Origin of the sequence: Klebsiella sp. YJ (assembly GCF_002108615.1) — a bacterium.
GTDB classification, from domain to species: Bacteria; Pseudomonadota; Gammaproteobacteria; order Enterobacterales; family Enterobacteriaceae; genus Klebsiella; species Klebsiella planticola.
In genome coordinates, this window is record NZ_MTEG01000023.1 from 67,493 (window position 1) to 81,655 (window position 14,163).

The 14,163-nt window shown below is 56.5% G+C and carries 13 protein-coding genes; 4 read left to right on the forward strand and 9 right to left on the reverse strand.

Annotation, left to right across the window (positions count from 1 at the left end; translation table 11 throughout):
* Positions 1–83: 83 nt before the first annotated feature.
* The 4 genes from BV390_RS21880 to BV390_RS21895 form a co-directional block, all read right to left on the reverse strand.
* The gene (locus tag BV390_RS21880; RefSeq protein WP_032699878.1) at positions 84–1,001 is read right to left on the reverse strand and encodes a bestrophin family protein; all 918 of its coding nucleotides are present in this window, start codon (positions 999–1,001) and stop codon (positions 84–86) included.
* A gap of 356 nt (positions 1,002–1,357) precedes the next feature.
* The gene (locus tag BV390_RS21885; protein WP_047664879.1) at positions 1,358–2,314 is read right to left on the reverse strand and encodes a Dyp-type peroxidase; all 957 of its coding nucleotides are present in this window, start codon (positions 2,312–2,314) and stop codon (positions 1,358–1,360) included.
* A gap of 209 nt (positions 2,315–2,523) precedes the next feature.
* Positions 2,524–3,393 carry an oxygenase MpaB family protein gene (locus BV390_RS21890; RefSeq protein WP_032696230.1) on the reverse strand — a complete coding sequence of 290 codons (870 nt, stop codon included), beginning with the start codon at positions 3,391–3,393 and terminating at the stop codon, positions 2,524–2,526.
* A gap of 127 nt (positions 3,394–3,520) precedes the next feature.
* The gene (locus tag BV390_RS21895) at positions 3,521–3,952 is read right to left on the reverse strand and encodes an OsmC family protein (protein WP_049264374.1); all 432 of its coding nucleotides are present in this window, start codon (positions 3,950–3,952) and stop codon (positions 3,521–3,523) included.
* A 340-nt stretch (positions 3,953–4,292) separates the two neighbouring features.
* Between BV390_RS21895 and hpaD the strand changes: the two genes are divergently transcribed.
* The 4 genes from hpaD (at position 4,293) to BV390_RS21915 (ending at position 9,066) form a co-directional block, all read left to right on the forward strand.
* Positions 4,293–5,306 carry a 3,4-dihydroxyphenylacetate 2,3-dioxygenase gene (gene hpaD, locus BV390_RS21900; protein WP_049264375.1) on the forward strand — a complete coding sequence of 338 codons (1,014 nt, stop codon included), beginning with the start codon at positions 4,293–4,295 and terminating at the stop codon, positions 5,304–5,306.
* An 88-nt stretch (positions 5,307–5,394) separates the two neighbouring features.
* A complete protein-coding gene (locus BV390_RS21905; RefSeq protein WP_049264376.1) occupies positions 5,395–6,630 on the forward strand; it encodes an MFS transporter in 1,236 nt (411 codons plus the stop codon).
* 54 nt (positions 6,631–6,684) lie between these two features.
* Complete coding sequence (locus tag BV390_RS21910; RefSeq protein WP_085397335.1) at positions 6,685–7,974, forward strand: FAD-dependent monooxygenase; 1,290 nt, start codon at positions 6,685–6,687, stop codon at positions 7,972–7,974.
* A gap of 45 nt (positions 7,975–8,019) precedes the next feature.
* The gene (locus BV390_RS21915) at positions 8,020–9,066 is read left to right on the forward strand and encodes an amidohydrolase family protein (protein ID WP_032687778.1); all 1,047 of its coding nucleotides are present in this window, start codon (positions 8,020–8,022) and stop codon (positions 9,064–9,066) included.
* Positions 9,067–9,138: 72 nt separating this feature from the next.
* Here BV390_RS21915 and BV390_RS21920 read toward each other — a convergent pair whose 3' ends face one another.
* From BV390_RS21920 to BV390_RS21940, 5 genes are all read right to left on the reverse strand, one after another.
* Complete coding sequence (locus BV390_RS21920) at positions 9,139–9,987, reverse strand: DUF2218 domain-containing protein (RefSeq protein ID WP_032687780.1); 849 nt, start codon at positions 9,985–9,987, stop codon at positions 9,139–9,141.
* A 131-nt stretch (positions 9,988–10,118) separates the two neighbouring features.
* Positions 10,119–10,499 (reverse strand): RidA family protein, encoded by a 381-nt coding sequence (locus tag BV390_RS21925; protein WP_032687782.1) that lies wholly within the window; start codon positions 10,497–10,499, stop codon positions 10,119–10,121.
* 67 nt (positions 10,500–10,566) lie between these two features.
* On the reverse strand, positions 10,567–11,745 hold the full coding sequence (locus BV390_RS21930; RefSeq protein WP_227517243.1) for a hypothetical protein: 1,179 nt from the start codon (positions 11,743–11,745) through the stop codon (positions 10,567–10,569).
* Positions 11,746–12,063: 318 nt separating this feature from the next.
* Positions 12,064–13,287, reverse strand: coding sequence for a DUF3500 domain-containing protein (locus BV390_RS21935; protein ID WP_032687784.1), 1,224 nt, complete (start codon positions 13,285–13,287; stop codon positions 12,064–12,066).
* On the reverse strand, positions 13,287–14,156 hold the full coding sequence (locus BV390_RS21940) for a fumarylacetoacetate hydrolase family protein (protein ID WP_064793768.1): 870 nt from the start codon (positions 14,154–14,156) through the stop codon (positions 13,287–13,289). The genes BV390_RS21935 and BV390_RS21940 overlap by 1 nt, the downstream gene beginning before the upstream one ends.
* Positions 14,157–14,163 lie beyond the last annotated feature (7 nt).

Here is a 14,163-nt window from a genome sequence, read left to right on the forward strand (position 1 = left end):
ACAATCAGGATCGGAACTGTATAATCAATGTTATCTATCACGCGTTAGATTTAACTTATTTAACAGTTACGCAGAGAGAATCATCAGGTCAGATTGTAGTAGCGGTCAGGCTGCAGCGTTTCCGGCAGCGGGTGCTGTCCGGTCATATCCAGCAGGTTGCGTTCGATGGTGTTGCACATGGCGTTGAGGGGCAAATCGTTCGCCGCGGTACCAAACGGATCTTCCAGCTCTTCCGCCAAAGAATCCCACGAGAGAAACGTGTACGAGATAAAGACCGACACAAACGGCGTCATGTAGTGCAGATCGCCGACCAGCGCAAAAGGCAGCAAGGTGCAGAACAGATAGACCGTGCGCTGCAGAATCAAGGTGTATGCAAACGGTACCGGCGTGCTGGCCAGGCGTTCACATCCGCCCAACACGTGGGCCAGCTCGTCGAGCTTATTGTCCATCAGCCCATAGGTAATATCGCTCACCTTCCCCGCTTCGCGCAGCTGGCCCAGTTCATGGCCGACCAACAGCAGGATACGGTTGGTCGGCATCGAGCTGCCGAGGATCTCCGCGACGGTATCGGGGGGCAGCAGCCGGTTAAGGTCATCCCCGGGATGGGTTTTACGTAACTGATGTTTCAGGCTCCAGCTAAAAGCAATCAGGTAGCTGGCGATTTTTTGATGCGTTTGGTGCTCCGTCGGAAGAATATTTTTCAGCTGACGCATCAAGGTGCGCTCGGCAATCAGTACCGTCCCCCAGAGATTACGGGCTTCGACAAAGCGGTTGTAGCTGGCGCTGTTGCGAAAACCGAGGAAAATCGCGATGGCTATCCCCAGTAAACTAAAGGGCGCCACGGTGAGATGGATACCCAGCTGCTCATACCATTGATAGCTGATGATGGCGACAATCGACATCAGGACGTTAAGCAGCAGTCGAAAAATGATTTTTGACAGCACGGAGCCGTGCCAGTCAAACAGACGAAGGAACCAGTGTTGTTCTGGCCGGATGATCATGGTATTACTTCCTGAACGCCCATTCTGGTTATATACCCGTCATATTTCAAACTGCTTGTGCGGTGGCTGCATTCGATCATCCCAGTCACTTACCTGGGCTGCTCTCACTTGCCGCTTTCCTGCAACTCGAACTATTCAGGATATAGAGAATATCTATTAACCGAGTGGATTATTTTATTGGACATACGCGCGACAATGCGGTTGCTATTGACCATTAATTAGCGATGAAATAATGGCCGCGGAATTATGTTCCCTTTTTATTTATCAGGCAATATGCCAGCCGGGCGCGGCGATGAAATAAGATGAAATAAAGTGCGGGGAAATTGCTTTCCCCGAATTTCAGCAGGGTTATTCTGTTACTGCCGTGACTGATTGCCGCTGCGGGAGGATAACGACGCCATCAGCGTGGCCGACGGGACAAAGAACAGGCTACCGGTCACCGGGCGGCTGTAGTCGAGCAGACGGTCGTAATTGCCAGCCGGGCGGCCGACAAACATGTTTTCCAGCATCTGTTCAATCGGCGCTGGCGAACGGGCGTAGCCGATAAAATAGGTACCAAACTCCCCCATCCCGGGCTTACCGAACGGCATATTGTCACGCAGGATTTTCACCTCCTCGCCGTTCTCCTCAAGCGTGGTTAACGAGCTGTGCGAACAGGAGGGTTTAACGTCGGCGTCCAGTTCAATGTTGCTCATTTTTTTGCGGCCGATAATGCGCTCCTGCTGCTCGACGGTCAGGGCGTTCCAGCCGGCCATATCATGCAAATACTTCTGAACAATCACATAGCTGCCGCCAGAAAAATCGGCATCTTCATCGCCGATGAGGGTGAAATCCGCCGCCGCCCGCCCCTGCGGGTTCTCGCTGCCGTCGACGAAGCCAATCATCGCGCGTCGGTCGAAATAGCGAAAGCCGTGGACTTCATCCACTACCGTCACCGCGCTGCCCAGTTTTTCCATCAGCTGCGCGGCCAGCTCGAAGCTTAGCCCCATATCGTCTGAACGGATGTGCAGTAGCAGATCGCCCGGCGTTGAGACGGCCACGCGTTCGCCGCTGCCGACGCTGCGAAACGGATGCAGCTGCTTCGGCACCGGCTGACCAAACAGCTGAGGCCAGATATCGGCGCCGAAACCGCAGATACAGGACAACCCGGCCTGGGGCATGCGGGTACCGACCGAGCGTACCACGGCGGCAAAATCATCGCACCAGTCGCGAACCCGCGCGAGACTTTCCGCCGAGCGCGCAACCGTGGCGACGATAAAAATCGCCGTGCGCGGCAGCGGTAAGGTTATAGCCTGAGGTTCATTAATCTGCATGGAGTCCCACCCTATTTGCGAAAATGAAAACGCGCGGCGGATTTAACGCTGCGCCGTTGCTGCATATAACCTATAAATAATGAGGGAATGTCAAGAAATAGAAAAAATTAATCGATATGGCGTCGATAAGCAGGCTGGAAATATAAGCGGAGTGGGTATTTTCGCGCTGAATAATGGCCGGGACGGTTTCCGACCAGCGTCGCCGTGGGTTAATTGGCCGCCATCCGCCGCATCGCGCAATGATAGGCGCCGTTGCGCACCGAAGCGCGCAGCACTCTCGCCACGCCGTGGACCGCCAGACGGGCGGTATGCCGTTGTAGAGGGCTCAGCGACAGAGACAGCATCGCTTGCGCCCAGGGCGGCAGCAGATCAATCCCGGCGCGCATCATCAGATGCCCGACGGGCCGGCTCAACCGACCCGGTAAACGGGTCGTCAGCAGCACGGTCGCCACCTCCCGCGTGCGGTCATCGCAGCGCAGACGCGGGCGCATATCGTGTAAATACTCCGCAATCTGCTGCGGGGTTACGGGGATATCCCGCGCCCCCAGACGACGGGCGATCTCCCCCGCCTCGTGGAAATATTGTTCCTGACGGGCCTGAGTCACTACCGTGCGCTTATAGCGCAGATGTGAAGCCATAAAGCTGCTGCATTCGGCCACGTGAACCCAGGTGAGCAGCTCCGGATCGCTGGCCGCATAAGGCGTGCCGTCCTTATCCTGCCCGCTGACCCGTAAGTGAATCCCCTGCACTTTGGCAATCAGGCGCTCGGCGTCGACGGTGGTGCCAAAGGTGGTGGCGGAAATAAACTGGCTGGTGCGCCGCAGGCGGCCAAAGATATCTTCACGGAAGTTGGAGTGGTCCCAGACGCCAGCCAGTGCCAGCGGATGCAGCATCTGCAAGAGCAGCGCGCTCACGCCGCCGCAGAGCATCGAGGTGAAATCGCCATGCACCTGCCAGATGGCTGACTGCGGGCCAAACAGTCCCGGCTCCCCTTTCGGATGTTCAAAGTCGATCTCTTTCAGCGCCATGCCGGTTAAGCCCAGTACCTGAGCTTCTATCATTCCACGTATGCGGGTCATTGCTGTGCCTGATTCTGTCCGTGACAGCAAAACATACCATTATTCGGCGCCGGACTCATGTGCCAGAGGTGACTTTATCGCTATAAACGGCGGATGGGAGTGCCCGTCGTTAACGGGCACCGGACGATCAAGGATTAAGCTGATAATCGAGGCTAATATCGGCTTTTAACACCTGCGAAACCGGGCAGCCGGCTTTGGCTTTCTGAATGATGCCGTCAAAGACATCGGTATCGATGCCCGGAAGCACAATCTGACTCTGCAATGCCACTTTGGTGATCGCAAACCCGCCGCCGGATTTGTCCAGAGTGACAACGGCCACCGTATCAATCGACGTTGCCGTGTAGCCCTCTTCGCTGAGCATCAGCGACAGCGCCATGGAAAAGCAGGCGGCGTGGGCGGCGCCGATCAGCTCTTCCGGGTTGGTGCCCTTCACCCCTTCAAAACGGGTATTGAAACCGTAGGGCTGCTGGCTCAGCGCCCCGCTCTCCGTCGAAACCGTCCCCTTACCGCTTTTGAGATCGCCTTCCCAGTGCGCCTGACCTTTCTTATGGATTGCCATGTAATCGCTCCTGTTGGTATGTCGAACCCAGAGTATAGATGGTGAGGCGCCTTTCGGCGGTGGATTAGGAAAATCCCCTATAAAACAAAAAATTATCAGACGGCGTCGCCTGTCGTTATTTTTAACACGAAAATGACAATGGTTAACATTCGCGCAACAGATCACATTTTCATCATCGCGGCATAGCGAATTTTTTCCGCTCATCTACTATCACTCCATAACACGATATATCGTGATAAAAGATATATCTCAATTGAGCTTTGTCATGATCAGAACAGGCGGCCGCAGAGCCGCCACGTATCCGATACCTGTAGCGATGACTGAAAGAGAGAACCCTACAATGCAACAAATCAATGAGATAGTCGGCCAGCCTCCTTTTAACGTGACCCGGGCCAGCCATGTCGTCCTGAACGTACGGGACCTCGAGGCAAGCAAACATTTCTATCGCGAACTGGTGGGTCTGATCGTCAGCGACGAAGATGCCTCCACCGTCTGGCTGCGAGGTCTGGAAGAGCGCGGTCACCACAGTCTGGTGCTACGTAAAAGCGCACAGCCTGGCTGCGCACGCATCGGTATGCGGGTCCACAGTGAAGACGACGTCAAACGGGCACGGGATTATTTCGCCGCCCAGGGAGCGAACGCCGAACTGGTGGAGGTCCCCTGGCAGGGTCTGACGCTGCACGTCAGCGACAGCATCGGCGTGCCGCTGGAGTTCTGCGCGACCATGGAACCGCGCGAAAGAATGTTTAAACAGTACCATCGCTATCGCGGCGCCTGCGCTCAGCGTCTCGATCATTACCAGCTGCAGGCCAGTAACGTGCGCACCGCTTTTGACTTCTATCAGCGGCTGGGATTTCGCACCAGTGAATACACCTGGTCTGAACTGGACGGAGAAGAGCAGCTGTGGGGCGTGTGGATGCAGCGCAAAGGCAATCCTCACGATATCGTTTTTACAAACGGCGTCGGTCCGCGTCTGCACCACTTCGCCTATACCATCCCGGATACTAACGACATGATTCGCGCCTGCGATGTCGCCGGAGCCCTGGGCTATGCGCCACAGCTGGAACGAGGCCCCGGACGCCACGGCATCAGCGGCGCGCTGTTTATCTATTTCCGCGATCCGGACGGTCATCGCATCGAATTGTTCAACACCCATTACCAGCATATCGATCCCGAACCTGCCGTCGGTTGGGATCTTGCCGATCCGAAACGGGCCGATCAGTGGGGGCTGCCGGCACAAAATAAGTGGTTTACCGAAGCCACCCCCTTCGTCGGCGTGACGCCGCAGCCGCCCGCGCTGCGGGTCGATCCGCCGGACCTGGAACGCTTCCTGGCCATGGCGAATGACGCCTGATATTGCACATCGTTACGCGCTGTACCTCATCGCTCCCGGTACCGGCTACGGTCCGCGAGCAAATTTAACAGCATTCAGGAGTACGATTGTGGCTACATTTTTACAAAATGCTTACCTCAGAATTCTGGTGACCTACGCCCTTGGCGTCATGGCGGCGATGACCGTCAGTGAAGCGGTTACCGAACTGGGGGCCATTGCCAGAGATTTTCATATCACCGGCCACGGCCAGGTGGGACTGGTGATGTCACTCCCTTCGTTGATGGTTGCCCTCGGCGCGCTGCTGGCCGGATATACCGTCGACCGCATCGGCGATCGGGTGGTGCTGCTGATTGGCGCGATAATCATCGTCTCTGGCGATCTGCTGGTGATTGCCGCGCCAACCTTTAAGCTACTGCTCATCTGCCGCGCCATTACCGGCGTGGGCTATGTTCTGACGGCCGTCGCCGCCGTCACCCTGCTTATTCGCATCACCACCGGTAAGCAGCGCACGATGGCGATGGCGCTGTGGTCGACCTTTGTTCCCGCCAGTTTTTTGCTGCCGTTCCTTTCGGCCGGTCTCGCCGACCACTTTGCCGACTGGCGGGCGGCATTCCTCGCCCACTCCGTATTGACTCTGCTGCTGGTGGTACTGGCGCAGCTGTGCCTGCCGCGGCGGAGCGCGGAGGAAAAAGTCATGTTCTCCCGCACCCGTGGCCTGCGTGACGTGCTGAAAAGCCCGCTACCGTGGCTGCTGGGTATCTCCTTCGGCGCCGATGCCTTTCTGCAAACCGGCGTCATCACCACCCTCGCCCCGTGGCTGGCAAAAAGCTACGGCGTGGATGCGCTGGTGGTTTCGCGCTGGAACGTGGTGGCGATGGTCTGTAACGGCATTGGCTGTCTGATGGTGGGCGCCCTGCTCAACCGCGGCGTCAGGGCGACATGGATCGGGGCCTCAGGCATCGTCCTCACCGGGATTCCCGCGCTGGTTATTTTTAGCCTGCAAATAGGGCTGTGGCCGTCACTTGTTGCGTCGTGGATCTTCACCTTCGGCAGCGGATTGCTGGTGGGAATGTGGGCGCTGGCTCCGATCGTCGCTCCCTCTCGTGACAGCATCGGCGCCACCAGCGGGCTGATCACCCAACTGACGCTGATTGGCGTCTTTCTTGGACCGCCGCTGTTTTTCCATGCATTGCAAAACCACACCGGCCACTCGCTCTCTCTGCTGGTGCTGGCGGGGCTGGCGGTCTGTCTGGTCGGCATTCCAGTCTGGCTACGGGATCCGAACCATAAACCGGCGGTTGAACAGCGCGCCCCGGACGGCGCAGCATCAACAAATCGTCCGTGAACTAAGCATGACAGGCCATCGGGCCTGCCGATAAAACAATCTGAGGAAGTCATTATGTTGGATATCGTCATTATTGGTGCCGGTCCGGCAGGGCTGGCTGCGGCCCTGCGACTGCACCAGCAGGGATTTAAACCACGTTTATTCGAAGCCGTTCAGGAAATTAAGCCTCTTGGCGTCGGGGTAGATATCAAACCTTACGCGGTGAAAGAGCTGACCGAACTCGGTCTGTACGACGCCTTCTGCGAGATCTCCGTCGAAGCGCAGGAATCTATTTTTTATACCGGCTACGGCCAGCAGATTTTCGCCGAACAGTGCGGCCGTCACATGGGCTATGAACATGACCAGCGCTTCGTACATCGCGGTCATCTGCAAATGATGCTCTACCGTGCCGTTCAGGAGCGTTTGGGTCCCGATGCCATCACCCTCGGCTGTCGCTGCCTGAGCTTCAGCCAGGACGATCATGGGGTAACCGTCACGTTTGATAACAGCCTGAACCCGGCGGCCCCGCAGCAGGTACGGGCCGACGTGATGGTTGGCGTTGACGGCATTCGCTCCGTGGTGCGCAGTCAGCTGCTCCCGGCCTCTCAGCGTAGTCACTTTTCCGGCCTGACGCTGTATCGCGGCGTCACCGTAATGCCGCCGATCAAAACCGGCGGCTCGATTTTGCACATCGGCGATCCGATTCGTCAGGGCACCCTGATCGTCTACCCCATCCAGGACAACGTCGATGACCAGGGAAATCAGCTGGTCAACTGGGTGATTGAGCAGGCCGAAAAACCGCAAAGCGAAGAGGACTGGAATCAGGAAACCGGCGTCAAAGAGATTGAGCATGTTTTCGATGATTGCCAGCTCGGTTTCCTGGATGTCAGCGACATGATCCGCCGCGCCCGCGAATGCTATCTCTTCCCGTTGATCGATCACGATCCGCTCGAACGGTGGTCTTTTGGCCGTATCACCCTGTTGGGCGACGCCGCGCACGCCATGTATCCGCGCGGCGGCAACAGCGTTTGTCAGGCCTTTGTCGACGCCCGCGTGCTGGCTGAGAAGCTCAGCACAGTGGCCGATCCGGTCGCGGCGCTGCGGGCCTACGAGGAAGAACGACGCGAGAAGGTGAACTGGCTGGTGATGGCTTCACGCGGCGAAGGCCCTGAGGTGGTGCGCCGGATTGTCGAAGAGCGCAGCGGCGGGAAACCGTTCGACGATATCGAGGCCATTTTCCCCCACGAAGAGGCGCTGGCTATCTTCAGCGAATACCACGCCAAAGCCGGGATGCGGATTCCCGGAAATAAGGAGAGCGTAGCGCCCGGTAAATATAAGTCCGTTTTTGCCACCGAACAGAAATAGCCCCACACAAACCAACATGACACCAAAAACAAAAGGAAAGAACGCATGAGTAAAATTATCGATGCCAACATGCACTGGCTGCCAGGCGACCTGTTCTCTGACGCCAAACTGTTGAATGCATTTCTGGATTGCGTGCCGAAACAGTACGGGGTCCACACCCGGGTGGAGCAGATTGAAGGCAAACCGCTGCGCCAGCTGATCATCGAACAGCCGAAAGGCTATGTGAACCTCAACTACGCCGAAGGTCAGTACACGCTGGAAAGCCAGCTGGCAGACATGGAAAAAGCCGGCGTCGACCACGCCATTTTCCGTCTTCCGGTATGGCAGGAATGGCTGGATCTGGAGACCTGCAAAAAGGTCAACGACCGCATGGCCGAATACGTTAAGCGCAGCGGCGGAAAAATGTCGGCGCTGGCGGTCGTTCCGCCGTGGGGAACCGAAGAGTGTCTGCGCGAAGTCGACCGCTGCCTGAATCAGCTCGGCTTCCGCGGCGCGCAGATTGTCGCCCATTACGGGCAGATCTATCTCGACGATCCGGCCTTCCGCCCTTACCTCAACTACCTGAACTCGCTGGAAGTTCCGGTTGTGGTTCACCATACGCCGCTGCCGGTGGATTTTAACTCCGTGCTGCCGTACACCAACCAGCGCCGCCAGTTCGGGCGCTGCATCGACCAGGCCACCGCCGTCGGACGCGAGTTGTTCAGCGGCATGTTTGACGAGCTGCCGAACCTGCGCTTTATCCACTCCATGCTGGGCGGCGCGTTTTACGCCTTCGCCGATATGCTGGTACCGCCGCAGCATCAGTTCAACGATGCGGTCGACCGTTTCCAGACCGGCACCGGCAATCTGCGCGCGCAGTTAAGCAACAACATCTTCTTCGATACTTCCGGCGCGCCGCAATGGGGTAAAGCTCAGCTGGAGGCCGCGGTGAAGGTGATCGGCGGGAAAAATATTCTCTACGGTAGCTCCTACCCGATTCGCAAGGACTGGTTCTTCCAGGGGGTGGACACCATTCAGAGTCTGGATATTTCAGCGGAAGATAAGGCCAATATTCTCGGCGGCAACGCCGCACGGATGTTCCATCTCGACTAACGAAATCGGCCCCGCTAAACGTCAGATTACCGGGGCCAAAAGCGATAAACCGGCAGCCCTCTGCCGGTTTTTTTACGTCCGCTGCCAGCGGATATCTAACGTTTCACGTACCGCTGCTTCCGCCAGATGGCGCTCCACGATGGTTTCCATCTCAGCCAGATCGTCGGTTTCCGTGGCGCTCAACGTAACCTGCAACAGGTTATCCTGCACATCCAGCCGGACCTCACCGATGCTCAGTCGAAACTGCCCGCTGTGCTCATCGCTGACAACCGGCGTGCGATGTTGGAAATGGCTGCACAGGCGGCGCATAAATCGCGAAGCATTGGGCGTACTGATGCAGGCGATACTGGTGTGCACGCCCTCTGCCGGAGCCGGCGTGGTCAGCAGATGTTCAATGCGTTCGGCGGCGAGATGAATCGCCTGCGCCAGGCTAACGACCATACCGGCAGGCAGCGGTTCATATTTCAGCCGCAGGCTCAGCGCCCGCTTCAGGTGGTCCATTGCTTCTACCAGCACCGCCGGCGATTCCCGGTTAGCCTGCGGCGCGACCCGCGACTTGAGCATATCCATGACCGCCTGATTAGCCGTCAGCCATGCCCGGCCCTCTTCGGTAATGCTGTAGCGCTTGCGGCCGCCCTTTTCCAGATCGATAACCGCATAGTTGCGGTCATACAGCCAGGTCAGGGTCGGATAGATTACCCCCGGGCTGGGCTTATACAACCCGCCAAAACGTTCTTTAATGTCATGAATGAGTTCGTACCCATGGCTCGGCTGTTCAGACAGCATCGCCAGGAGCAGCACGCGTAGCTCACCGTAATCGAATACCCGCCCACGACGCCCGGACTGACCCGCATTCTGCGGGACAGCCGTCGCGTTGTCGTTACCGGCGGATTTTTTTCCGGAGCGTTGTGTTTGTTCCATCGTCGACTCCTTTATCATCCACTGCAACATAACTAAACTTTAAATATATCTTAAAGAGATGGCGCAGGCCTGAATTTTGTTCGCCAACGGAATAAGCGCGGGAAAGCGGAGAAACGATCGCGAAAAGTGGGTTAAAGGACGGCGATAAAATCACACTGTATGCGAATATTGCCGCTCAGTTTGGCATCGATGGCGTACCTGGCCGGACGCGATGCCGGATCAGGGAAATAGCGGATCCAGTGGCGGTTCACCGTTTCGCGTTCGTTTCTGTCCGCCATCAGCAGCGTCAGTCGGGCAATGTTGTCCAGCGTCCCGCCGGCGTCCTCAATCAGCGTTTTGATATGGGCAAACATCAGCGCGCACTGGCCATCAAGATCGTCCGGTACCTGCCGGGTCTGCGGATCGCGGCCATAAATCACACCGGAAAAGACCATATTGCCAATCCGACAGGCGGCAGGCACGGGATTGGCGTGAACAAAGGCCTCGCTGTAAATACTTTTTCTGTTACTCATATTTGTCTCCAGTCAGGATCTACCGCCGGCAGACCCTGATACTCATAAAATGACAATATCGTCACGATTAATATTCACTGTCCGGCATCATCGCGCCGAATTTATAAACCAGGCGTAGACGTTCCGCATGATAATCACCGGTTACCGGTGACGGGGAGTCAATATAGTCAAATTCAAATTCAGCATGTAATCGCGGAGTCAGGTTATAACCCAATATCATAAATCCGGCATTAATATCCTTAGCGGCAATCGGATAATAAATCCCGCTGGAGTCTTTTAAATTCAGACGCGTATAGCCTAATACCGCCAGCGCGTTTTGATTATGATAAACATAGCGCAGCGCCAGCGCGTCGCCGGGCTGATTGCTGGTGATCATCGATGCCAGCGGTTGCCCGGCCTCAATCGGCGTGGTGTCATAAATACCGAAATTATATGGCGCGAAATAGGCGCCATTTAAAAACGCCCCGTCCTTGCTGGGAACATGAGTGGCAATCACCGAGAAACTATGATTACGTGAGCGCATCCCCACTCGCGCAGAATAAAGATCGGTGTCGATATTTTTATACGGCCAGGACTGATCCGATGTATCCCATTCATGCAAATACTGTGCGCCGAAAAATGGCGTCCAGTGTCCCACGCTTAGCCCATGTACCGGCAGTTCGCCGCCGACAAAAGCCATCTGCGCACGTTTATCAAAGTGATAATACCAGGCCTCGGCCTGGGCATCGTACAGCTGGCCATAGCGCAGACCGAAGGTGGAGAAACCATCGCTGTCGACCGAGGGAATCGTCGTATCATCGACCTCGGGCGCCCCGGTATCTCCCTTACCAAAGGTATCGGAACTGAAGGGTTTGAAACGATAGATTCGGTAGCCATACAGCTTTAACGGCTGCTTATCCAGCAAAGAGTAATCGCCGCCAAACCCCTCATATAAGGCAGGAATCATGGTACGACCTTCGCCACCGTTGGCGAAAGGCGTATCGAGCGCAATTCGTCCCCCCTGCAAATTAAATCCATAGCCCCGATAGCGCAGATAGGCCTTGCCCAGAACATTGATATTATCCGCCGGCAGATAAATTTCCGTCTTTTCACTGTTATCGGGATTGAGGCCTAAATTCCACGAAGCATAATCTGCGACACCAAAACTAAAACCATAAAGTTCCGGGCTGACATATTGAATATCACCGCCAAAGGCGTGCGTTTGTTTATCCGCGACGGTACCGTTAAATTCTTTAAAAAAATGCATAGTTTTGACTTCGCCGTAAATATTCCCTTGCGAAAGCCAGTCGTTGAATGAATCAGAGTCGCCACCCGTGGATACCGTATTTGCGTAACAACTGCCGCACATCAACGCCAGCGGAAATAACGCCAGCGTTGAGACTCTGAATGAACAGTTTAATTCCATTGCCAGATAACCTCATTGTAGGAGACAGAGATATTTTTTTATTTACCGCCCGGAGCCTGTTCAGGCAGGCTCATAGAGAATGGCGCGTCAATGCGCCCACCCGCGCTACGCCCCAGGGTTCGCGACGGGTGATATCAACAGAAATTAAAACCAACTGATTTATTTGCGCGTTTGCGCCAATAAGGCCTTGCCGTAATCATTGCCATTCGGAATCCGCGTAATCGTGTGAATATGAAAACGCGCCGGCTGCTCATTGGTCAGCCACATGCCGCTATGGTGATCGAACTCCAGCATCACCACCGGACTTTGAATACGGTAATAAAAGACATCGTCATCGCCGCAGCCGCCAATCCAACACCACCAGGTTTCCTCAAGATGCTGTTCAATGCACGCCAGCCGCCGCTGTCGCGGAGCATCGGGCAAAAAATCGAGGAAGCAGGCAATCGTCGCCATTAACATCTTGCGCTGCGCCGGACTGAACTCCGCCACACAAATTCCCTCATAAGGAATCATGCGGTTATCCTGAAACGCCCCGCCCAGGTGGCGCTGATCGGCAAAGTTAAAGCGCTCTGGCGGCATGGCCGGATCTTCCATCTGCTGGAAAATCGTTGCTCGTTTTTGCTGACGCGGAGTCAACGCCTGCATTAACGCCAGACCGCAGCGCTCTTCGTCGCTAAACAACGTCGCGTCACTGTCATCGCCGCGATCGATAACGTTTGGCTCCACGCCCATAAACGTGGGGGCGATAGTCAACTGACGTCCGACGATAAAGCAGCAAAACGCGACATGATGGCCGTAGATACTCCACCCCCAGGGCCGATCCGCAGAAGGCTCGCCGAACAGCATAAAATGGAAGCTCCAGCGGTTCATGATGTTATTCAGGTCATACAGCTCACCAAGGAAATGGTTGGCATCCATCAGGCGCGACACTTTGCGAAATCCCTGCTCGCTGGTGCAGGCCCTCAGTAACCCGAGAAACGCGTCGCGCGTCGCCGGAGAGGTCGCTTCAAGGCGCACGCCGTAGTCATTGAACGGAATTTCCGGGTTATACCAGGCTCGCCACTGCGGCGCATCTATCGGCTGGCAGACGCGCTGGTGCTGCGACGGCTCCAGCGTCAGCAGCAGCGCCCTGGCGACGGCGACCGCCTCGTCGACGGCAAACCCTTCATCGGCTAACGCGAAAAGCCCATCGCGTACCCTGCCGTCAGTGGTGATCCCGCGAAACGTTTCATCCAGGCTGGCCTGCCACTGGGCCTGTAGGTCACGCGCCTTTTCCGTCGCCAGCATCCGGGCGCCATAGGTGGCGACATCCACGTTGCGCGCGGCCAGAATACGTGGCGCGTCGGCGGGCAGAAGATAATCACGAAAAGAGTTACTGCTCATCACGCCTCCCACGCTATAGCGTCGTCTTCTGCCACCACGCGATGTTCTATCGCCCCGAGGCCGTCGATGGTCAGATGCAGCAGATCGCCCGGTTGCAGGAAGCGCCCGGTCGGCGCGCCAATCCCGGATGGTGTTCCGGTAGCGAGCACGTCGCCCGGCTCCAGGGTCATCACCGATGAGAGGTACTCAATCTGTTGATATATGTTGTAAATCATATCGCCGGTAGAGGCGTGCTGACGTTGTTCACCGTTCACCGTTAGCGTCATCTGTAGCGCCAACGGGTCGGCAATTTCATCGCAGGTCGTCAGCCACGGTCCCAGCGGCCCGTGCGTATCGAATGATTTACCGAGCGTAAAGGTCGGCGATTTTTTCAGCCAGTCGCGCGCGGAGAGATCGTTGACGATCAGATAGCCGGCAATCACCGCGGGGGCATCGCCGGCACAGACGTGGCGACAGCGGCGACCGATAACCACACCGAGCTCGATTTCATAATCCATCTGCTCGCTGATGCGCGGCTTAACAACCGGATCAAAGGGCCCGCTGATGCAGGAAACCTGCTTGTTAAACCACATTTGCGATGACGGGATCGCGATCCCCGCCCGGCGTGCCTCCTCGGCATGCTGGCGATAGTTCATACCAATGCCGAGAAACTTCTGCGGGTCGTGAATCGGGGCCTCCAGGCGGACCTCCTCTAGCGCAATGGCCGGCCCGGCGACCCGCTCAAGTCGTTCGCGAAGCGCCGGCAGATCGTTGAGCAACTGGCGCATGGAGTGGTCGATGCCGGTGATTTCTGATAAATCAATGACCGTAGAATCAACCACTTTGCCAAGCCGGGTACGTCCGTGGTGGGTGTAGCGCACGAGCTTCATAGCACTC